General features: G+C 74.4%; 26 protein-coding genes. 23 read left to right on the top strand and 3 right to left on the bottom strand.

Annotated elements, in window-relative coordinates:
- Positions 1-39: 39 nt before the first annotated feature.
- The 8 genes from hisD to hisF are packed head-to-tail and all read left to right on the top strand — an operon-like array spanning position 40 to position 5,789.
- On the top strand, positions 40-1,347 hold the full coding sequence (hisD, locus tag ACWGB8_RS05005) for a histidinol dehydrogenase (protein WP_452210344.1): 1,308 nt from the start codon (positions 40-42) through the stop codon (positions 1,345-1,347).
- Positions 1,344-2,444: a histidinol-phosphate transaminase gene (locus ACWGB8_RS05000; RefSeq protein ID WP_452210342.1), complete on the top strand. Its 1,101-nt coding sequence runs from the start codon at positions 1,344-1,346 to the stop codon at positions 2,442-2,444. Before hisD ends, ACWGB8_RS05000 begins: the two co-directional genes overlap by 4 nt.
- A gap of 6 nt (positions 2,445-2,450) precedes the next feature.
- Positions 2,451-3,044, top strand: a complete 594-nt coding sequence (hisB, locus tag ACWGB8_RS04995) for an imidazoleglycerol-phosphate dehydratase HisB (RefSeq protein WP_452210340.1) — start codon at positions 2,451-2,453, stop codon at positions 3,042-3,044.
- A complete protein-coding gene (locus ACWGB8_RS04990; RefSeq protein WP_452210338.1) occupies positions 3,044-3,187 on the top strand; it encodes a hypothetical protein in 144 nt (47 codons plus the stop codon). The genes hisB and ACWGB8_RS04990 overlap by 1 nt, the downstream gene beginning before the upstream one ends.
- Positions 3,188-3,200: 13 nt before the next feature.
- Entirely contained in the window at positions 3,201-3,836 is a 636-nt protein-coding gene (hisH, locus tag ACWGB8_RS04985) for an imidazole glycerol phosphate synthase subunit HisH (protein ID WP_452210336.1), read from the top strand.
- A gap of 23 nt (positions 3,837-3,859) precedes the next feature.
- On the top strand, positions 3,860-4,585 hold the full coding sequence (priA, locus tag ACWGB8_RS04980; RefSeq protein ID WP_452210335.1) for a bifunctional 1-(5-phosphoribosyl)-5-((5-phosphoribosylamino)methylideneamino)imidazole-4-carboxamide isomerase/phosphoribosylanthranilate isomerase PriA: 726 nt from the start codon (positions 3,860-3,862) through the stop codon (positions 4,583-4,585).
- Positions 4,582-5,022: a Rid family hydrolase gene (locus ACWGB8_RS04975; protein WP_452210333.1), complete on the top strand. Its 441-nt coding sequence runs from the start codon at positions 4,582-4,584 to the stop codon at positions 5,020-5,022. The genes priA and ACWGB8_RS04975 overlap by 4 nt, the downstream gene beginning before the upstream one ends.
- Entirely contained in the window at positions 5,019-5,789 is a 771-nt protein-coding gene (gene hisF, locus ACWGB8_RS04970; protein ID WP_452210332.1) for an imidazole glycerol phosphate synthase subunit HisF, read from the top strand. The genes ACWGB8_RS04975 and hisF overlap by 4 nt, the downstream gene beginning before the upstream one ends.
- A 51-nt stretch (positions 5,790-5,840) precedes the next feature.
- On the opposite strand, the gene ACWGB8_RS04965 is transcribed toward hisF, so the two are convergent.
- The 3 genes from ACWGB8_RS04965 to ACWGB8_RS04955 all read right to left on the bottom strand — a co-directional run bounded on the left by ACWGB8_RS04965 (position 5,841) and on the right by ACWGB8_RS04955 (position 8,029).
- Complete coding sequence (locus ACWGB8_RS04965; RefSeq protein WP_452210331.1) at positions 5,841-6,626, bottom strand: VOC family protein; 786 nt, start codon at positions 6,624-6,626, stop codon at positions 5,841-5,843.
- Positions 6,627-6,756: 130 nt separating this feature from the next.
- Positions 6,757-7,392 (bottom strand): TIGR03085 family metal-binding protein, encoded by a 636-nt coding sequence (locus ACWGB8_RS04960; RefSeq protein WP_452210329.1) that lies wholly within the window; start codon positions 7,390-7,392, stop codon positions 6,757-6,759.
- Positions 7,393-7,456: 64 nt separating this feature from the next.
- Positions 7,457-8,029: a hypothetical protein gene (locus ACWGB8_RS04955; RefSeq protein ID WP_452210328.1), complete on the bottom strand. Its 573-nt coding sequence runs from the start codon at positions 8,027-8,029 to the stop codon at positions 7,457-7,459.
- A 140-nt stretch (positions 8,030-8,169) separates the two neighbouring features.
- On the opposite strand from ACWGB8_RS04955, the gene ACWGB8_RS04950 reads away from it, so the two are divergent.
- The 15 genes from ACWGB8_RS04950 to lgt all read left to right on the top strand — a co-directional run bounded on the left by ACWGB8_RS04950 (position 8,170) and on the right by lgt (position 19,255).
- Complete coding sequence (locus tag ACWGB8_RS04950) at positions 8,170-8,637, top strand: hypothetical protein (protein ID WP_452210326.1); 468 nt, start codon at positions 8,170-8,172, stop codon at positions 8,635-8,637.
- An 88-nt stretch (positions 8,638-8,725) separates the two neighbouring features.
- Positions 8,726-9,097 carry a phosphoribosyl-AMP cyclohydrolase gene (hisI, locus tag ACWGB8_RS04945; protein WP_452210325.1) on the top strand — a complete coding sequence of 124 codons (372 nt, stop codon included), beginning with the start codon at positions 8,726-8,728 and terminating at the stop codon, positions 9,095-9,097.
- A 39-nt stretch (positions 9,098-9,136) separates the two neighbouring features.
- Positions 9,137-10,657: an anthranilate synthase component I gene (locus ACWGB8_RS04940; RefSeq protein WP_452210323.1), complete on the top strand. Its 1,521-nt coding sequence runs from the start codon at positions 9,137-9,139 to the stop codon at positions 10,655-10,657.
- Between the two features lie 33 nt (positions 10,658-10,690).
- Positions 10,691-11,173: a hypothetical protein gene (locus ACWGB8_RS04935; protein ID WP_452210321.1), complete on the top strand. Its 483-nt coding sequence runs from the start codon at positions 10,691-10,693 to the stop codon at positions 11,171-11,173.
- A 32-nt stretch (positions 11,174-11,205) separates the two neighbouring features.
- Positions 11,206-11,868: a TIGR02234 family membrane protein gene (locus ACWGB8_RS04930; protein WP_452210319.1), complete on the top strand. Its 663-nt coding sequence runs from the start codon at positions 11,206-11,208 to the stop codon at positions 11,866-11,868.
- 145 nt (positions 11,869-12,013) lie between these two features.
- Positions 12,014-12,259 carry an HGxxPAAW family protein gene (locus ACWGB8_RS04925; protein WP_452210318.1) on the top strand — a complete coding sequence of 82 codons (246 nt, stop codon included), beginning with the start codon at positions 12,014-12,016 and terminating at the stop codon, positions 12,257-12,259.
- 107 nt (positions 12,260-12,366) lie between these two features.
- A complete protein-coding gene (locus ACWGB8_RS04920; RefSeq protein ID WP_452210316.1) occupies positions 12,367-12,807 on the top strand; it encodes a DUF2752 domain-containing protein in 441 nt (146 codons plus the stop codon).
- A 249-nt stretch (positions 12,808-13,056) separates the two neighbouring features.
- Complete coding sequence (gene trpC / locus ACWGB8_RS04915) at positions 13,057-13,863, top strand: indole-3-glycerol phosphate synthase TrpC (RefSeq protein ID WP_452210315.1); 807 nt, start codon at positions 13,057-13,059, stop codon at positions 13,861-13,863.
- A 10-nt stretch (positions 13,864-13,873) separates the two neighbouring features.
- Positions 13,874-14,026 (top strand): tryptophan biosynthesis modulator TrpM, encoded by a 153-nt coding sequence (trpM, locus tag ACWGB8_RS04910; RefSeq protein ID WP_452210313.1) that lies wholly within the window; start codon positions 13,874-13,876, stop codon positions 14,024-14,026.
- Between the two features lie 47 nt (positions 14,027-14,073).
- Positions 14,074-15,312: a tryptophan synthase subunit beta gene (trpB, locus tag ACWGB8_RS04905; RefSeq protein WP_452210426.1), complete on the top strand. Its 1,239-nt coding sequence runs from the start codon at positions 14,074-14,076 to the stop codon at positions 15,310-15,312.
- Positions 15,313-15,314: 2 nt separating this feature from the next.
- Positions 15,315-16,124 carry a tryptophan synthase subunit alpha gene (gene trpA, locus ACWGB8_RS04900; protein ID WP_452210311.1) on the top strand — a complete coding sequence of 270 codons (810 nt, stop codon included), beginning with the start codon at positions 15,315-15,317 and terminating at the stop codon, positions 16,122-16,124.
- A 202-nt stretch (positions 16,125-16,326) separates the two neighbouring features.
- On the top strand, positions 16,327-16,602 hold the full coding sequence (locus tag ACWGB8_RS04895) for a hypothetical protein (protein WP_452210309.1): 276 nt from the start codon (positions 16,327-16,329) through the stop codon (positions 16,600-16,602).
- Between the two features lie 125 nt (positions 16,603-16,727).
- Complete coding sequence (locus tag ACWGB8_RS04890; RefSeq protein WP_452210307.1) at positions 16,728-17,216, top strand: MauE/DoxX family redox-associated membrane protein; 489 nt, start codon at positions 16,728-16,730, stop codon at positions 17,214-17,216.
- Positions 17,217-17,266: 50 nt separating this feature from the next.
- On the top strand, positions 17,267-18,142 hold the full coding sequence (locus tag ACWGB8_RS04885; protein WP_452210305.1) for a DsbA family protein: 876 nt from the start codon (positions 17,267-17,269) through the stop codon (positions 18,140-18,142).
- Between the two features lie 168 nt (positions 18,143-18,310).
- Positions 18,311-19,255 carry a prolipoprotein diacylglyceryl transferase gene (lgt, locus tag ACWGB8_RS04880; protein WP_452210303.1) on the top strand — a complete coding sequence of 315 codons (945 nt, stop codon included), beginning with the start codon at positions 18,311-18,313 and terminating at the stop codon, positions 19,253-19,255.
- Positions 19,256-19,416: the final 161 nt, after the last annotated feature.

Below are 19,416 nucleotides of genomic sequence, written 5' to 3'. Positions count from 1 at the left end.
CGGGGCCGCCCGTTCCGGCCACTCCTTACACTGGGTGGCGTGATCTCTCGAATCGACCTGCGCGGCTCCGACACGGACCCGCGCGACGTCCTGCCCCGTGCCGAGTTCGACGTGGAAGCCGCCCTGGAGAAGGTGCGGCCGATCGCCGAGGACGTACGCCATCGCGGGGTCGAGGCGCTGATCGAGATCACCGAGCGCTTCGACGGGGTGCGGCTGGAGTCGACCCGGGTGCCGGCCGGGCAGCTGGCCGAGGCCCTGGAGACGCTGGACCCGAAGGTGCGCGCCGCGCTGGAGGAGTCGATCCGCCGCGCCCGCATCGTCCACGCCGACCAGCGCCGCGAGGGGCACACCACGCAGGTGGTGCCCGGCGGCACGGTCAGCCAGCGCTGGGTGCCGGTCGACCGGGTGGGCCTGTACGTGCCGGGCGGCCTGGCCGTCTACCCGTCCTCCGTCGTGATGAACGTGGTGCCCGCGCAGGAGGCCGGCGTCCGCGGCATCGCGGTGACCTCGCCGCCGCAGAAGGCCTTCGGCGGCCGGGTGCACCCGACCATCCTGGCGGCCTGCGCACTGCTCGGCGTCACCGAGGTGTACGCGGTCGGCGGTGCCCAGGCGGTCGCGATGTTCGCCCTCGGCACCGAGGAGTGCGCGCCGGTGAACATGGTCACCGGACCGGGCAACATCTACGTCGCCGCCGCCAAGAGGTTGTTCGCCGGCCGGATCGGCATCGACTCCGAGGCCGGTCCGACCGAGATCGCCGTCCTCGCCGACGACAGCGCCGACCCGGTGGACGTCGCCGCCGACCTGATCAGCCAGGCCGAGCACGGCCCAACCTCCGGCTCGGTGCTGGTCACCGACTCGGCGGAGCTGGCGGACGCGGTGGAGGCCGAGCTGAAGGTCCAGGTCGCCCGGACGAAGCACACCGAGCGGGTGGCCGAGGCGCTGGGCGGCCGGCAGTCCGGCATCATCCTGGTCGACGGCCTCGACCAGGGCCTGGCCGTGGTCGACGCGTACGCCGCCGAGCACCTGGAGATCCAGACCCGGGACGCCCACGCGGTCGCCGCCCGGGTCCGCAACGCGGGCGCGATCTTCATCGGCCGCTTCACCCCGGTCTCGCTGGGCGACTACGCGGCGGGCTCCAACCACGTGCTGCCGACCGGCGGCTGCGCCTGCCACTCCTCCGGCCTGTCCGTGCAGACCTTCCTGCGCGGCGTGCAGGTCGTCGAGTACGACCGCGAGGCGCTGGCCGGCATCGCCGCGCACGTGGTCAACCTGGCGGACGCCGAGGACCTGCCCGGCCACGGCGACGCGATCAAGGCCCGATTCGACTGGACGGTTCCCGGCACGTGACGAAGATCGACGACCTGCCCATCCGGGACGAGCTGCGCGGCCAGTCCCCGTACGGAGCGCCGCAGCTGGACGTGCCCGTCCAGCTCAACACCAACGAGAACCCCTACCCGCTGCCCGAGGAGCTGGTCGCCCGGATCGCCGAGCGCGTCGCCGAGGCGGCCCGCAGCCTCAACCGCTACCCCGACCGGGACGCCGTCGAGCTGCGCGAGGGCCTGGCCGGCTACCTGACCCGGACCACCGGGCACCCGGTGGGCCGGGCGAACGTCTGGGCGGCCAACGGCTCCAACGAGGTGCTCCAGCAGCTGCTGCAGACCTTCGGCGGCCCCGGCCGCACCGCGCTCGGCTTCGAGCCCTCGTACTCCATGCACGCGCTGATCTCCCGGGGCACCGGCACCGGCTGGATCTCCGGCCCGCGCAACGCGGACTTCACCGTCGACCTCGACGCGGCCCGCGCGGCCATCGCCGAGCACCGCCCCGACGTGGTCTTCGTCTGCTCGCCCAACAACCCGACCGGCACGGCCGTCGCCGCCGACACCGTGCTGGCGCTGTACGAGGCCGCGCAGGCCGCGAAGCCCAGCCTGGTGGTCGTGGACGAGGCGTACGTCGAGTTCTCGCACCGCGAGTCGCTGCTCTCCCTGATCGAGGGCCGCCCCCACCTGGTGGTCACCCGCACGATGTCCAAGGCCTTCGGCGCGGCCGGCCTGCGCCTGGGCTACCTGGCCGCCGATCCGGCCGTCGTCGACGCGGTGCAGCTGGTCCGGCTGCCGTACCACCTGTCGGCCGTCACCCAGGCCACCGCGCTGGCCTGCCTGGAGCACACCGACACCCTGCTCGGCTACGTCGGCCGGCTCAAGGCCGAACGCGACCGGCTGGTCGACGCGCTGCGCGGGCTGGGCCTGGAGGTGACCGACTCGGACGCCAACTTCGTCCAGTTCGGCCGCTTCGCCGACACCCACGCCGTCTGGCAGGCCATCCTCGACCACGGCGTCCTCGTCCGGGACAACGGCGTCCCCGGGTGGCTGCGCGTCACCGCCGGCACGCCCGCCGAGAACGACGCCTTCCTGGACGCCGTCCGACTTGTGATCAAGGAGCTGTAACCCCGTATGTCCCGTATCGGACGCATCGAGCGCACCACCAAGGAGACCTCGGTCCTGGTCGAGATCAACCTCGACGGCACCGGCCGCACCGACATCTCCACGGGCGTCGGCTTCTACGACCACATGCTCGACCAGCTCGGCCGCCACGGTCTCTTCGACCTCACCGTCAAGACCGACGGCGACCTGCACATCGACACCCACCACACCATCGAGGACACCGCCCTCGCCCTCGGCGCCGCCTTCAAGCAGGCGCTCGGCGACAAGGTCGGCATCTTCCGCTTCGGCAACTGCACGGTGCCGCTGGACGAGTCGCTCGCCCAGGTCACCGTCGACCTCTCCGGCCGCCCCTACCTGGTGCACACCGAGCCGGAGAACATCGCGCCGATGATCGGCAGCTACGACACCACCATGACCCGGCACATCCTGGAGTCCTTCGTGGCCCAGGCGCAGGTCGCGCTGCACGTCCACGTCCCGTACGGACGCAACGCGCACCACATCGTGGAGTGCCAGTTCAAGGCGCTGGCCCGGGCCCTGCGCTACGCCGCCGAGCGCGACCCGCGCGCGGCCGGCATCCTCCCCTCGACCAAGGGCGCGCTCTGATGTCCACCGTGCTGATCTTCCTCGGCATCTTCTTCGCTACCGGCGTCTACTCCTTCTGGAAGCAGAAGAAGCCCCGGAGCGTCCTGATCCTGCTCGCCATCAGCTCGGCCATGTGCCTGGCCGCCGGCCTCATGCGCCTGTAAGGGGGAACCGCAGATGAGCAAGAACGTCGTGGTGCTCGACTACGGGTCGGGCAACCTCCGCTCCGCCCAGCGCGCCGTCGAGCGCACCGGGGCGAACGTCACCGTCACCTCCGACTTCCAGGCCGCGATGGACGCCGACGGCCTGCTGGTGCCCGGCGTCGGCGCCTACGAGGCGTGCATGCGCGGCCTGAAGGGCGTGCGCGGGGACTGGATCATCGGCCGCCGCCTGGCCGGGGGCCGCCCGGTCCTCGGCATCTGCGTCGGCATGCAGATCCTGTTCGAGAAGGGCGTCGAGCACGGGGTGGAGACCCCCGGCTGCGACGAGTGGCCCGGCACCGTCGAGCCGCTGCAGGCGCCGGTCATCCCGCACATGGGCTGGAACACCGTCGACACCCCCGAGGGCAGCCGGATGTTCGCCGGCCTCGACGCCGACACCCGCTTCTACTTCGTGCACTCCTACGCGGTCCGCCGCTGGGAGCTGGAGATCCACAGCGCCCGGCTGAACGCCCCGCTGGTCACCTGGGCCACCCACGGGGAGCCCTTCGTCGCCGCCGTCGAGAACGGGCCGCTCTGGGCCACCCAGTTCCACCCCGAGAAGTCCGGCGACGCCGGCGCCGCCCTGCTGACCAACTGGGTCGACACCCTCTGACTCCCCGAAGGTTGAGTACGACAATGAGCCGCCTCGAACTGCTGCCCGCCGTCGACGTCCGCGACGGTCAGGCCGTCCGCCTGGTCAAGGGCGCCTCAGGCACCGAGACCTCCTTCGGCGAGCCGCTCGCCGCCGCCCTGGCCTGGCAGCGGGCCGGCGCCGAGTGGCTGCACCTGGTCGATCTCGACGCCGCCTTCGGCACCGGCAGCAACCGCGACCTGGTCCGCGAGGTGACCGAGACCCTCGACATCAAGGTCGAGCTGTCCGGCGGCATCCGGGACGACGCCTCGCTCGCCGCGGCCCTCGCCACCGGCTGCACCCGGGTCAACCTCGGCACCGCCGCCCTGGAGAGCCCCGAGTGGGTCGCCAAGGCCATCGCCGAGCACGGCGACCGGATCGCGGTCGGCCTGGACGTCGTCGGCACCACCCTGCGCGGACGCGGCTGGACCAGCGAGGGCGGCCAGCTCTTCGACGTCCTGGCCCGCCTGGACGCCGAGGGCTGCGCCCGCTACGTCGTCACAGACGTCAACCGCGACGGCACCCTCACCGGCCCCAACCTCCAGCTGCTGCGCGACGTCTGCGCCGCCACCGACCGCCCCGTCGTCGCCTCCGGCGGCGTCTCCTCGCTCGACGACCTGCGGGCCATCGCCACGCTCGTCGGCGAGGGAGTCGAGGGCGCGATCGTCGGCAAGGCACTCTACGAGCAGAAGTTCACGCTCGAAGAGGCCCTGGAGGCGGTTTCCGGATGACGGAGCGTCGGATCGTACGCGGCAGGGTGGCGGGACTCGCCCCCTGGGAGGACGAGTTCGGCTCGGCGCGGGCGGTCGCCGCCGGCGACCACGTCCACGTGGCGGGCTGCACCGCCCTGGTGGACGGCCGGATCGAGGGCGAGGGCGACCCGTACCAGCAGGCCCTCGCCGCCTTCGACGCCGGCCTCGACGCCCTCGCCGCGTACGGTCTGACCGCGGACGACGTGGTCCGCACCCGGATGTACCTCACCCACGTCCGCGACACCGAGGCGGTGGGACGTGCCCACCGCGCCCGCTTCGCCGACGTCCGCCCGGCCGCCACGGTGCTCGTGGTAGCCGGCCTGATCGACTCCCGGATCGTGGTCGAGGTCGAGCTCGACGCCCACCGCGCCGGACTCGCAAGCACCGTGGAAGCTCTGGAAGGCCAACAGCCGTGACCCTCGCCGTACGTGTCATCCCCTGCCTGGACGTCGACGCGGGCCGGGTGGTCAAGGGCGTCAACTTCCAGAACCTGCGCGACGCCGGCGACCCCGTCGAGATGGCCAAGCTCTACGACGCCGAGGGCGCCGACGAGCTGACCTTCCTCGACATCACCGCCTCCTCCGGCGACCGCGAGACCACCTACGACGTGGTCCGCCGCACCGCCGAGCAGGTCTTCATCCCGCTCACCGTCGGCGGCGGCATCCGCGCCGTCGAGGACGTCGACAAGCTGCTGCGGGCCGGCGCCGACAAGGTCGGCGTCAACACCGCCGCGATCGCCCGCCCCGAACTGGTCCGCGAGATCGCCCGGCGCTTCGGCCGCCAGGTGCTCGTCCTCTCGGTGGACGCCCGGCGCTGCCCCGAGGGCACCGAGACGCCGTCCGGCTTCGAGGTCACCACGCACGGCGGGCGGCGCGGCACCGGCCTCGACGCCGTCGAGTGGGCCGGCCGGGCCGCCGAGCTCGGCGCGGGCGAGATCCTGCTCAACTCGATGGACGCCGACGGCACCAAGGACGGCTACGACCTCGACATGCTCCGGGCCGTCCGCAAGGCCGTCGCAGTGCCGGTGATCGCCTCCGGCGGGGCAGGGAAGCTCGACGACTTCGCCCCCGCCGTCGAGGCGGGCGCCGACGCCGTCCTCGCCGCCAGCGTCTTCCACTTCGGGGACCTGCGGATCGGCGAGGTCAAGGACGCGCTGCGCGGGGCCGGGCACCCCGTCCGCTGAACCGCCGCGGTCCGCGCCCCCGCCGCGTGCGGGGGCGCGGACCGGACGCGCTCAGGACTGCTCGGGGTCGCCCTTGATCAGCGCGAACGGGGCGCCGAACGGGTCCGCCAGCACCGCGATCCGGCCGACCCGCGGCACGTCCGCCCCGGGCATCAGCACCTGCCCGCCGGCCTGCGCGGCCCGGGTGACCAGCGCGTCCACGTCCGCCGCCGCGAAGTACGGCAGCCAGGCCGCCTGCTCGGCGTCGTCCATCACCGGGGCGATCCCGCCGAAGCTGGCCTCCCGCCGGTCCTCGCCCTCCGCGGTGGCCAGCACCAGGTAGGTCATGCCGGGCGCGTCGAAGTCCTCGTCGCGCCACCCGAACAGCCCGCGGTAGAAGGCGAGCGCCGCCTGCTGGTCGGGGGTGTGCAGCTCCGCCCAGACGAAGGCGTTGTCGTCGCGGACCACGTCCAGCCCCTTCACCTGCCCGGGCTGCCAGATCGCGAACTGCGCGCCCTGCGGATCGGTCAGCTGCGCCATCCGCCCGGCGTCGAACACGTCGCCCGGCTCCACCCGGACGCCGCCGCCGGCCCGCTCGGCGGACCGGGCGGTGGCATCCGCGTCGGGCGTGCTGAAGTACGTCGTCCAGGCGGACCGGGCGCCGTCCTCGGTCAGCCGGCCGATCGCCCCGACGGTCCGGCCGTCCAGCTGCAGGAAGCCGTAGTCGCCGGCCTCGGGCCCGGCGGACGCGAAGGTCCAGCCGAACACCGCGCCGTAGAAGGCGGCGGCACCGGCCGGGTCGGGGCTGCCGAGGTCGATCCAGCAGGGGGCGCCGGTGAGGAAGTCGGTGGGGGGCATGCGGTGGGTGCTCCTTCGACGGGGAGTGGCCCGGTGGCCCCCGCGGGGTGCGGGGGCGCGGCCACTTGAGAGTGTGCGTCGGGGCACCGGCATCCGCAGGCGGGGCGCGCGGCGACCCGCCCCGGACGGGTCAGGGCAGCGGCAGGACGTGCCGCAGCGCGGCGACGGCGTCCGGCGGGCCGTCGACCACCACGTCGGTCCTGGCGCCGCGCCCGTAGACGAACAGCACCAGCTCGCCCGGCTCCCCGGTGACCCGGACGACCGGCGCCCCGGCCGGACCCGCCGTCGCGCTCCGGCCGTCCGGGTGACACAGCTCCAGCCGGACGGGGGACTTGCGGCCCTCCAACCGGGCGATCATCGGCAGCCGCCGCCACAGCGCCTCGGCCCGCCCGGCCGGCAGCGCCAGCGGCTGCCGGTCGGCGCCGGCCCGGCGGACGTCCTCCGCGTGGACGTAGTACTCCACGGTGTTCGCCGCCTCGTCGGCGCCCGGCAGCGCGAACGGCGACAGCCCCGGCGGGCCGGAGCGGAACAGCCGCAGCAGCTCCTCGTACGGGCGCTGCGCGTAGGAGGACTGCACCCGGGCCGTCCAGCCGGCCAGCGGGGCCACCCGGATGCCCGCGGCGGCGTCCGGTCGGCGTTCGCGCAGCACCAGGTGCGCGGCGAGGTCCCGGGTGGTCCACCCGGAGCACAGGGTCGGGGCGTCCGGTCCGGCGGCGCGCAGCAGTTCGGTCAGCCGGTGGCGCTCCGCAAGGGCATGGTTCGACATGGAGGTCAGCGTACGACCCGTCACGCGGCCCGGCGCAGGGCCCTCGGCGGACGAACGCACGGCCTCAGCGGATCGGCGCGGTCAGCTTGGCGCCGCCCTGGCGGTTGCTCGACGTGACGGTGCAGCTGAAGTCCCGCCAGCCCTCCCGGTAGGCCGTCATGGCCGGGCCCACCGGAAAGCCGTACCAGGTGCCCCCGTCCTGGCGGCCCTGTGCGGCCGCCACCGCGTCCTTGCAGCCGTCCCGCATCGCCCGCCCGATCTGCGCCTCCGTGGTCAGCCCGTCCGGCAGCAGCGGCGCGGCGATCGCCTCGCCGTCGTGCGGCCCGTCGCACGGGCGGGGCTCCGGCTTGGTGATCACCTTGCTCAGCTGCGGGTGGTCGAAGCACTCGCCGGGCCCGAAGTGCGGGTACGGCACCACCCGGGTCGGCGTCGGGGTCGGGGAGGGCGCCGGGGCCGGACTGCTCGCGGTGGGGGAGGGCGGCGGCGGGGCCGCGGCGGTCCGCTTCTCCGGCCAGAGCAGCACCGTGGCCACCACCCCGACCAGCACGGCCAGCACGGCGGCGACGGCGAGCACCAGCCCGCGCGGGGGACGGGACGCCGCTGCGGCGCCGGACGGCTGCTGCTCCTCGGAGGTCATGGTCACGAGAATGGCCCACCCGGGCGCCCCCCGGCAGGCGGTTGGCGCAACTCGTCCCCGCCGCCCGGGCGCCCCCCGCGGCCCGCCCGGTCAGGTCGGATAGGCTCGGAGCGGCACGACACGATCCCAGGAGTCTTCGGATGCGCGTCGGAATCACCGGTCACCAGGGTCTGTCGGGTGGCATCACCGAGATGCTGGTCCGCGGCGACCTCTGGCAGCTGGTCACCACCTTCGGCCCGTACGAGCTGGTCGGCGTGAGCTGCCTCGACGAGGGCCCGGACACCTGGTTCGCCCGCTCCGTCCTGGAGCACGGCGGCAAGCTGGAGGTCGTCGTCCCGGCCGGGGCGCCGGTCGTCGGCCGCGCGGACGACCGCCACCGGCCGGCCCGGCTGGCCCTGATGAACGAGGCGAACGCCGTCCACCGGCTCGCCCCGGTCGAGCACGGCGGCCTCGGCGACGACACCGGCCGGGCCCTGGTCGGCATGATCGACGAACTGATCGCGGTCTGGGACGGCGAACCCGGCAGCGAACCCGCCCGGGTCGCCGCCCTCGCCGAACGGGCCGGCCTCTACGTCCACCGCATCTGGCCGGCCGGCTGCACCCGCTGAACCGGGCTCGGCCGGGCCGTCCGACCGGCGGCGATCACGGGTCGGACGGCGGGCCGGGGGCCCGGTCGGCCCTGACACAATGGGCCCCATGTCCACCTCACCCGCCGCTCCCGGCAGCACCGCCCTCGACCCCGGGATCGCCGCCCGGCTGAAGCGCACCGCCGACGGCCTCCTGCCCGCCATCGCCCAGCAGTACGACACCGGCGAGGTGCTGATGCTCGGCTGGATGGACGACGAGGCGCTGCACCGCACCCTCACCACCGGCCGCTGCACCTACTGGAGCCGCAGCCGGCAGGAGTACTGGGTCAAGGGCGACACCTCGGGCCACGTCCAGCAGGTCAGGTCGGTGGCCCTGGACTGCGACGGCGACACCCTGCTCGTCCGGGTCGACCAGACCGGCGCCGCCTGCCACACCGGCGACCGCACCTGCTTCGACGCCGACGTGCTGCCGCTCGGCTGACCCACCCCACCCCACGACTCCAGAACGGTGCCCGCCTCCATGGACCTCGACGCCTTCCGCAAGCTCGCCGTCGACACCCGGGTCATCCCGGTCACCCGCAGGCTCCTCGCGGACGGCCTCACCCCCATCGGCCTCTACCGCAGCCTCGCGGCCGAGCGCCCCGGCACCTTCCTGCTGGAGTCCGCCGAACAGGGCCGCAGCTGGTCGCGCTACTCCTTCGTCGGCGTGCGCAGCGCCGCCGCCCTCACCGCCGACGCCGACGGCAACGCCCGCTGGCACGGCACCCCGCCCGTCGGCATCCCCACCACCGGCGACCCGCTGGAGGTGCTGCGCGCCGCGCTCACCGCGCTGCACACCCCCCGGCACACCGACGACGGGCTGCCCCCGCTCACCGGCGGCCTGGTCGGCTACCTCGGCTACGACATCGTCCGCCGGCTGGAGAGGCTGCCCGACCTCAACCCGGACGACCTGCGGCTCCCCGAGCTGACCATGCTGCTCGCCACCGACCTCGCGGTGCTCGACCACGCCGACGGCACGGTGCTGCTGATCGCCAACGCCGTCAACCACAACGACCTCGCCAGCGGCGTCGACGAGGCGTACGCGGACGCGGTGGCCCGGCTCGACGCCATGGAGACCGACCTGCTCAAGCCGGTCGACCCCGGGCTCGCCACCTTCACCCCCACCGCGCCCGCCGACGTCCACTCGCCGTTCGGCGGCGAGCCCTACCGGGCCGCCGTCGAGGAGATCAAGGAGCGGATCCGGGCCGGCGAGGCCTTCCAGGTGGTGCCCTCGCAGCGCTTCGAGGCGCCCTGCCCGGCCTCCGCGCTGGACGTCTACCGGGTGCTGCGCACCACCAACCCCAGCCCGTACATGTACCTGTTCCGCTTCCCCGGGCCGGACGGCACCGCCGAGGGCGGCTTCGACGTGGTCGGCTCCAGCCCCGAGGCGCTGGTCAAGGTCACCGACGGCGAGGCGATGCTGCACCCGATCGCCGGCACCCGGCACCGCGGCGCCACCCCGCACGAGGACTCCGAGCTCGCCGCCGAACTCCTCGCCGACCCCAAGGAGCGGGCCGAGCACCTGATGCTCGTCGACCTCGGGCGCAACGACCTCGGCCGGGTCTGCGAACCGGGCAGCGTCGAGGTGGTCGACTTCATGCAGATCGAGCGCTACAGCCACGTCATGCACATCGTCTCGACCGTCACCGGCCGGGTGGCCCGCGGCCGGACCGCCTTCGACGTGCTGACCGCGTGCTTCCCGGCCGGCACCCTCTCCGGCGCCCCCAAGCCGCGCGCCATGCGCATCATCGAGGAGCTGGAGCCCACCCGCCGCGGCCTGTACGGCGGCTGCGTCGGCTACCTGGACTTCGCCGGGGACTCCGACACCGCCATCGCCATCCGCACCGCGGTGCTGCGCGACGGCACCGCGTACGTGCAGGCCGGCGCCGGCGTGGTCGCCGACTCCGACCCGCACGGCGAGGACACCGAGTGCCGCAACAAGGCCGCCGCCGTCCTGCGCGCCGTCGCCACGGCGAATACGCTGCGCAGGCCGGTGGTGTGAGCCGCCGGGCCCCACGCGGACGGAGGAGCCGGGATGCCGGACGGGCAGCGGCGGGGGATCGTCCTCGCCATCAGCACCCAGGTGCAGGACCAGCTCGGCGGTCACGGGCGGGTGCTCCCGGGCGACGAGGCGGCGGGGCTCCTCCCGTCGGGCCTCCTCCCCGCGGGTGACACCCCCGACCTGGTCATCCTGCCGCCCGCGGGCGGCCCCGACACCCCCGGGGAGCCCGGGGACTCCGGGCGCGGCGGCGGCCCGCTGGCCGTGCTGGACGTCGCCCCCCGGGCCCCGCGGGACGCCGCCGCGGTCCACCGCCACCGCGCCCTCGCGGGCGCCGGCGTCCCGCTGTACGTGGTGGTCGACCCCGCCGAGGAGGTCTGCACGGTGCACAGCCGCCCGCTGCCGGACGGCGGCTACCGGGAGGCCGAGCGGGTGCCGTTCGGGAACGACGTCTTCCTGCCGCTGGCCGACCGCACCCTGGTGCTGCGCACCGACGGGCTCCCGGCCGACCCGGGGTAGGGGCCGCGCCGCGCGTCGGGGATAGTGGACGGGTGAGCGCTCTCCCCCCGCCCCGTACCGAAGCCGCCCCCGCCGCCGCGCCGGCCTCCGCCGCAGTCGCCGCGAAGGGCGGTCGGCGCACGCTCGTCCTGATGCTGCTGCTGACCGCGCTCGGGGCCGTCCTGCTGCTCACCGCGGCCGGCCGGGTCTGGGCCGAGGGCCGGGTGGCCGGGTCGCAGGGCGGGACGCTGGAGGTCTCCGCGACCGGCAGCCGGATCTCCGAGCTGCCGGGCGGGCTGGCCCTGGTCGCACTGGCGGCGGCGGTCGCGGTCTTCGCGGTGCGCGGCGCCGGCCGGCTCGCGGTCGGCGTGCTGACCCTGCTGGCCGGCCTCGGCGCGGCGGCGGGGGCCGCCGCCGGCGCCTTCGACAGCGACGCCCTGCACGCCGAGGCGGCCCGCAAGCTCGCGCTGACCGGCACCCGGGCCACCGAGGTCGGGCACACCGCCTGGCCCTGGGCGGCGCTGGCCGGCGGCCTGCTGCTGGCCCTCGCGGGGCTGCTGACCGTGCGGTACGGGCGGAGCTGGCCGACCATGGGCAGCCGCTACGACGCGCCGACCGGTGCCGCGCCCGCCCGCCGGGGGGCCGCGGGCGCCGCCGAGACCCCGGCCGACCTGTGGAAGGCCCTGGACCGCGGCGAGGACCCGACCGCCCGCTGAGCGCCCGCCGCCCCGTACGGGTGTGACCGGTTCGACCCACCACCCCCTTTGGGGTACCGGTGTGTGGCCCGGCACAATGGACCACGTCAACCCGGCAGGCCCGCGCAGGCCCGGCCGGGATCCGGAGAACCAAGGAGCAGCACACATGTCGGCAGCAGCACACGGCCACAACCCCGCCGCCTGGACCGGCGTGACCATCTCCTTCGTGGGCTTCATGGTCGCCGGTGTCGCGATGATCCTCCCCTCCGTGCCGCTGGTGCTGGCCGGCCTCGGAATCGTCGTGGTCGCGGGCGTGGTGGGCAAGGCCATGTCGATGGCCGGCATGGGCAAGCAGCCCAGCCCGTACGTCGAGACCGCCGAGGACCGCGCCGCCGTCACCGCCGGCGTCTGATCCGGACGGCCGCGACCGCGCGGCCCGGAGCTCCACCAACGGCGGGCGAAACGCCCGCCGTTGCGTTTTGCCCGCCGGCCGTCGGCGCAGGGAGCACAATCGGGGGCGTGAACGCCGCTCCCGCCGCCTCCGCCCGGCCGTCCGTCCTGCGCCGACTGGGCGCCCCGCTGGCCGCGGCGGCGGCCGTCGCGATCCCGTCGGGGTACATCGCCGTGGTGGACCCCAACGCCCCGGGCCACTACCCCGACTGCCCGTTCCTGGCGGCCACCGGCTGGTGGTGCCCCGGCTGCGGCGGACTGCGCTGCGTGCACGCGCTCACCCACGGGGACCTGTCCACGGCGCTGCACGACAACGCCTTCGCGGTGCTGGCGTTCACCGTCCTGGCGGTGCTCTGGGTGCGCTGGACCTGGGCCGCCCTGCGCGGCGTGCCGGCCCCCCGCCCGTCCTTCGACCTGCGGCAGACGGTGCTGGTGGCGCTGCTGCTGCTGGTCTTCACGATCGTGCGCAACCTGCCGATCGGCGCCGGGCTGGCCCCGCCGCTGCTCTGAGCCGCGCCCGCCGGCCCCCGGCCCCGGGGAGCTCCGCAGGCCACCGGGGGTCCGGTCCGCGAGACGCGCGCCGGGTGGATGCGCTGCGCGCTCCCCGGTGCCGATACCATCGAAGAGCCGACGGGGGAGCCGGAGCACAGCATCGTCACCGGTCCGCGTGAACTCTTCACCGTCGGCCGGACCGGACTGCCAGGCCGGAGGACCCGGTCCTCCGGCGCCTAGCCAGTAGAAATGATGGGGGCGCTCAGCGTGAGTGTGCTCGACGAGATCATCGATGGGGTCCGTGAGGACCTCGCCGAGCGGCAGGCCCGGGTCTCCCTGGACGAGCTCAAGGAGCTCGCCGCCAAGGCCCCGGACGCCAAGGACGGCGTGGCCGCGCTCAAGGGCGACGGCGTACGGGTGATCTGCGAGGTCAAGCGCTCCAGCCCGTCCAAGGGCGCGCTGGCCGCGATCGCCGATCCGGCAGCCCTCGCCCTCGACTACGCGGCCGGCGGTGCCGCCGCGATCAGCGTGCTGACCGAGCAGCGCCGCTTCGGCGGCTCGCTGGCCGACCTGGACGCCGTCCGGGCGGCGGTGGACACGCCCGTCCTGCGCAAGGACTTCATCGTCACCGCGTACCAGCTGTGGGAGGCCCGCGCGCACGGCGCCGACCTCGCCCTGCTGATCGTCGCCGCCCTCGACCAGCCGGCCCTGGTGTCGCTGATCGAGCGCGCCGAGTCGATCGGCCTGACCCCGCTGGTCGAGGTCCACGACGAGGAGGAGATCGCCCGTGCGGTCGACGCCGGTGCGAAGATCATCGGGGTGAACGCCCGGAACCTGAAGACCCTGGAGGTCGACCGCGACACCTTCGGCAACGTGGTCCACGCGATCCCGGCCGGGATCGTCAAGGTCGCCGAGTCGGGTGTGCGCGGCCCGCTGGACGTCATCCAGTACGCCAACCTCGGCGCCGACGCGGTGCTGGTCGGCGAGTCGCTGGTGACCGGCAAGGACCCGCGCGCCGCGGTCGCCGACCTGGTCGCGGCGGGTGCCCACCCGGCCCTGCGGAACAAGGGCTGACCGAACCGACATGTCCCTCGCCACCCGTCTCGCCCCCGGCTGCCGCCCGCGCGGCTGCCGCGCGCCCGCACGCCGGGTGCTCGGGCGGCGGGTGCGGTACGTGATCGGCTGCGAGCCGGGCCAGGTGCAGGGCCGGCGATGGCGCAGGACGCACGGCCGGTAGCCGGCCGCTCCGACGTCACTGCCGTCATCACCACGAAGGACTTCACCATGTCCGAGAAGGACCACCTGTCCGGCGCCGAAGTGCCGGACGCCCGCGGTTACTTCGGCGCCTACGGGGGCCGCTTCATCCCGGAGGCGCTGGTCGCCGCCGTCGAGCAGGTCGCCGAGGAGTACGAGAAGGCCAAGGCCGATCCGGCCTTCGCCGCCGAGCTCGACGCCCTGCTCAAGGACTACACCGGCCGGCCCAGCCCGCTGACCGACGTCCGCCGCTTCTCCGCCGAGGCCGGCGGGGCGCGCATCCTGCTCAAGCGCGAGGACCTCAACCACACCGGCTCGCACAAGATCAACAACGTGCTGGGCCAGGCCCTGCTCACCCGCCGGATGGGCAAGACCCGGATCATCGCCGAGACCGGCGCCGGCCAGCACGGCGTGGCCACCGCCACGGCCTGCGCCCTGTTCGGCTTCGACTGCACCGTCTACATGGGCGAGGTCGACACGCAGCGCCAGGCGCTGAACGTCGCCCGGATGCGGATGCTCGGCGCCGAGGTGATCGCCGTGAAGTCCGGCAGCCGCACCCTCAAGGACGCCATCAACGAGGCGTTCCGCGACTGGGTCGCCAACGTCGACTCCACGCACTACCTGTTCGGCACCGTCGCCGGCCCGCACCCCTTCCCGATGATGGTCCGCGACTTCCACCGGGTGATCGGCATCGAGGCCCGGCAGCAGGTGCTCGACCGCACCGGCCGGCTGCCCGACGCCGTCGTCGCCTGCGTCGGCGGCGGCTCCAACGCGATGGGCATCTTCCACGAGTTCATCCCGGACGCCGGCGTGCGCCTGATCGGCTGCGAGGCGGCCGGCGAGGGCGCCGAGACCCCCCGGCACGCCGCCACCCTCACCAAGGGCGACCCCGGGGTGCTGCACGGCTCGCGCACCTACGTCCTGCAGGACGAGGACGGCCAGACCATCGAGTCGCACTCCATCTCGGCCGGCCTCGACTACCCCGGCGTCGGCCCCGAGCACGCCTGGCTGAAGGACACCGGCCGGGCCGAGTACCGTCCGGTCACCGACGACGCCGCCATGCAGGCGCTGCGCCTGCTCTCCCGCACCGAGGGCATCATCCCGGCCATCGAGAGCGCCCACGCGCTGGCCGGCGCCCTGGAGCTGGGCCGCGAGCTCGGACCGGAGGCCACCGTCCTGGTCTCGCTCTCCGGGCGCGGCGACAAGGACATGCACACCGCCGCGCAGTACTTCGGCCTGTACGACGACGCCGCCGACGGGGGTAACTGACCATGGCTTCCAAGCTCAGCGAGGTCCTGGCCGCAGCCGGGGCGGAGAACCGCGCCGCGCTGATCGGCTACCTGCCGGCCGGCTTCCCCACCGTCGACGGCGGCATCCGCGCCGTCAACGCGCTGATCGAGGGCGGCTGCGACGTCGTCGAGATCGGCCTGCCGCACTCCGACCCGGTGCTGGACGGCCCGACCATCCAGACCGCCGACGACATCGCCCTGCGGGCCGGCGTGCGGATCACCGACGTGCTGCGCACCGTCCGGGAGGTCGCCGGGGCGCACCCCGGGGCCGCGGTGCTGGTCATGACGTACTGGAACCCGGTCGAGCGCTACGGCACCGCGCGCTTCGCCGCCGACCTGGCCGCCGCGGGCGGCGCGGGCTGCATCCTGCCGGACCTGCCGGTGGAGGAGTCCGGGGACTGGCGCAAGGCCGCGGAGGAGCACGGGCTCGACACCGTGTTCGTGGTCGCGCCGAGCAGCAAGGACAAGCGCCTGGCCGAGGTCACCGCGGCCGGCAGCGGCTTCGTGTACGCCGCCGCGGTCATGGGCGTGACCGGCACCCGGACCCAGGTCGGCTCGCTCGCCCACGACCTGGTCGCCCGCACCCGGGCCACCACCGACCTGCCGGTCTGCGTCGGTCTCGGCGTGTCCACCGCGGACCAGGCCGCCGAGGTGGCCGGCTTCGCGGACGGCGTGATCGTCGGCTCGGCCTTCGTCCAGCGGATCCTGGACGCCGACGGGGACGAGGACGCCGCGCTCGCGGCCGTCCGCGCCCTGGCTGGCGAGCTGGCGGAGGGTGTCCGCCGCCGCTGACCCGCACCCGCTCCTCCTGACGGCCCGTCGCCCCCCGTGGGGCGGCGGGCCGTTCGGCGTCCGGCGCGGGCCCGTCCGGCGAACCCGAACGGGTGAACAGTGGGCGCTCCACGCATCAGCTGCGGTTGACCGGCGTTGAGTGGAGGGACGGGTGCACGAACGAGGTGCGCGGGGGGTGTCAAGCGATCGAAGGGGTCTGCCGGTGCCGTGTCTCCAACGAGCCGTCCTGCTGCGGGCCGCCGCGGCGGTGCTGGTGCTGGGCGCCGCCGTCGGGGCGGACCACACCGTGGTCGGGGAGGCGCTGGCCAGACGGGGCGCCGCGGATCGGGCCGAGCGGGAGGCGCACGTGTGCGCGCAGGCGGAGCGGGCGCAGGCCGTCGCGCGGGCCCTGGCGAGGGCGGGCCGCTCGCACCCGCAGGGGCGGCCGGAGCTGCCCGGGGCGGTGCGTCCGCAGGGCTGCGATCCGTACGCCCGGTAGCCGGAAATCGGACAGAAGCCGATAAGGCATCACTCTTTCGGCTTAATTCCTGAATATGGAGGAACCGCCCTTCATCCCTTACGGTTCATCAGCAAGTGAAGGTGTTTCCCGAGGGGGTTTCCTCTATGGCGGCCGGCCCGGCGGTGCCGCGCGGCGGCGTGGCGTGGACGGAATGGATCGGTACGGCGGCGCGGCTCGGCCTCGCGGTGGTCTGGGCCTGGGCCGGTCTGGCCAAGATCTCCGATCCCGCGGCGGCGGCCCAGGCCGTGCGCGCGTACGAGATCCTGCCCGAGTCCCTGGTCGAGCCGATCGGCCACGCGCTGCCCTTCGTGGAGGTGGCGCTCGCCGTGCTGCTGGTGATCGGGCTGGGCGTGCGGCTGGTGGCCGTCGTCTCCGCGCTGCTGCTGCTCGCGTTCATCGCGGGCATCGCCTCCGCGTGGGCCCGCGGCATCTCGATCGACTGCGGCTGCTTCGGCGGCGGCGGGGCGGTGGACGAGTCGGAGACCAAGTACCTGCAGGAGATCCTGCGTGACACCGGCTTCCTCCTGCTGGCCGGCTGGCTGGTCTGGCGCCCCCGCACCAAGTTCTCGGTCGACGGCTGGCTGGCGCGCTGACCGGCAGGACCGACCCCGATCCCACCCCCGACCCAGGATGTCCCAGGCAGATGAGTGAGAAGAACCGAGAAGGCAAGCGCACCGCCCGCGAGCGGATGCGGGAGGCACGGGCGGCCGAGGAGGCCCGCGGCCGGCGCCGGAAGAAGCTGATCGTCGGCGGTGTGGTGCTGGCGGTCATCGCCGTCGCCGTGGTCACCGGTGTCGTGGTGCAGAACGAGCGCTCCCAGCCGGACACGCCGACCGCCGCCCCGGCCGGCACCATCGGCGACAAGAACCTCGTCATCCCGGTCGGAGCGGCGAACGCGCCCTCCACCCTCACCATCTACGAGGACCCGCGCTGCCCGGCCTGCGCCATCTTCGAGAAGGAGTTCGCCGAGACCATCGGCCGCCTGGAGGACGAGGGCAAGGTCTACGGCAACTACCACATCGTCTCGTTCATCGACCGCGCGGTCGGCGGCAAGGGCTCCAAGTACGGGGCCAACGCCCTCGCCTGCGCCCAGGACGCCGGGCACTTCCGGGCCTACCACGACGTGCTCTACCGCAACCAGCCGGCCGAGACCGACGACGCCTTCGGCAACAAGGCCACCCTGATCGACCTCGCCAAGCAGGTACCCGGCCTGGACACCCCGGCCTTCGAGGCCTGCGTCAACGACAACAGGTACAGCGGGTGGGTCTCGGCGGTCCAGCAGGACTTCGACAAGTCCAGCTACAAGTCGACGCCCACCGTGCTGCTCAACGGCCAGCCGGTCTACCCCAAGAACGGCGCCGAGGAGATCACCCCGGAGAACCTGGTGAAGTGGGTCGACGCCGCCAACCAGGGCAAGCCGCTCGGCACCCCCGGCAGCCCGGCCGCGCCCTCGCCCGGCCAGAGCAGCCCGGTGCAGACGACCCGGCCCGCCGGCTCGGCCACCCCGACCGCCGGCTGAGCCCGCCCCGGGCCGTCGCCCCCCGGGCCCCCGTCGCCCCCTCCCCGTCCGGAGGGGGCGACGGCTCCGTGCCGACCCGGCCCGGTCGGGCGGCCGCCGGGATGTTCGGGATCTGTGACCCGGCGGGGGCCCGGGCCGGGCGCCGGACCATGTAGCGTCGGTGCTGCCATGGATATCGCCTACATTCCCAGCCCGTCGCGCGGGGTCCTCGAACTCGGACCCGTACCGCTGCGCGCCTATGCCTTCTGCATCATCCTCGGTGTGATCGTCGCGGTCTGGCTCGGCAGCAAGCGCTGGGTCGCCCGGGGCGGTGGCAAGCACACGGTCGGCGACATCGCCGTCTGGGCCGTGCCGTTCGGCCTGGTCGGCGGCCGGCTCTACCACGTGATCACCGATCACCAGCTGTACTTCGCCGAGGGCAGGAACCCCTGGAACGCCTTCAAGATCTGGGAGGGCGGCCTCGGCATCTGGGGTGCCATCGCCCTGGGTGCGGTCGGCGCCTGGATCGGGGCCCGCCGCCGGGGGGTGCCGCTGCCCGCGTACGCCGACGCCATCGCCCCCGGCATCGCGCTGGCGCAGGCGATCGGCCGCTGGGGGAACTGGTTCAACCAGGAGCTCTACGGGCGGGAGACCGACCTGCCGTGGGGCCTGGAGATCGACCGGACCCTGCCGACCGGCGAGGTGATCACGGGGATCTACCACCCGACCTTCCTCTACGAGTCGCTCTGGTGCGTCGGCGTCGCGCTGCTGGTCATCTGGGCCGACCGCCGCTTCACCCTGGGCCACGGCCGGGCCTTCGCGCTGTACGTGGCCGGCTACACCGTGGGCCGCTTCTGGACCGAGTACCTGCGCATCGACGACGCGCACCACGTGCTCGGCCTGCGGCTCAACAACTGGGTCGCCCTGCTGGTCTTCCTCGGCGCCGTGGCCTACCTGGTGATCGTCGGGAAGAAGCGCCCGGGCCGCGAGGACCCGGCGACCATCGACCCCTCCGCGCACCCGGCCCCGGGCACCGGAGCCGATTCCGACGGTTCCGACGACTCCGACGGTTCCGGGGACGACTCCGAGGGCGCCGCCACCGTGGTCGACGACGACGCCGACCACCTCACCTGACCTGCGCGAACCCGCGCCTCCGGCCGTCCCCGCCCCTCCGGCGGAGGGCGGCCGGAGCCGTGTTCGGACAGCCTTGGCTTGCTGGAAACGCCCCGCCCGACCGCACTACGGTCGAATCGGGACCGCCCCGGACCGGCGTCGACGCCGCCGCCGGAACCGGG

The organism is Kitasatospora sp. NPDC054939, assembly GCF_053610105.1.
Note: the sequence above shows the minus strand (reverse complement) of the source record. Positions and strands in the feature narration are given on the sequence as shown.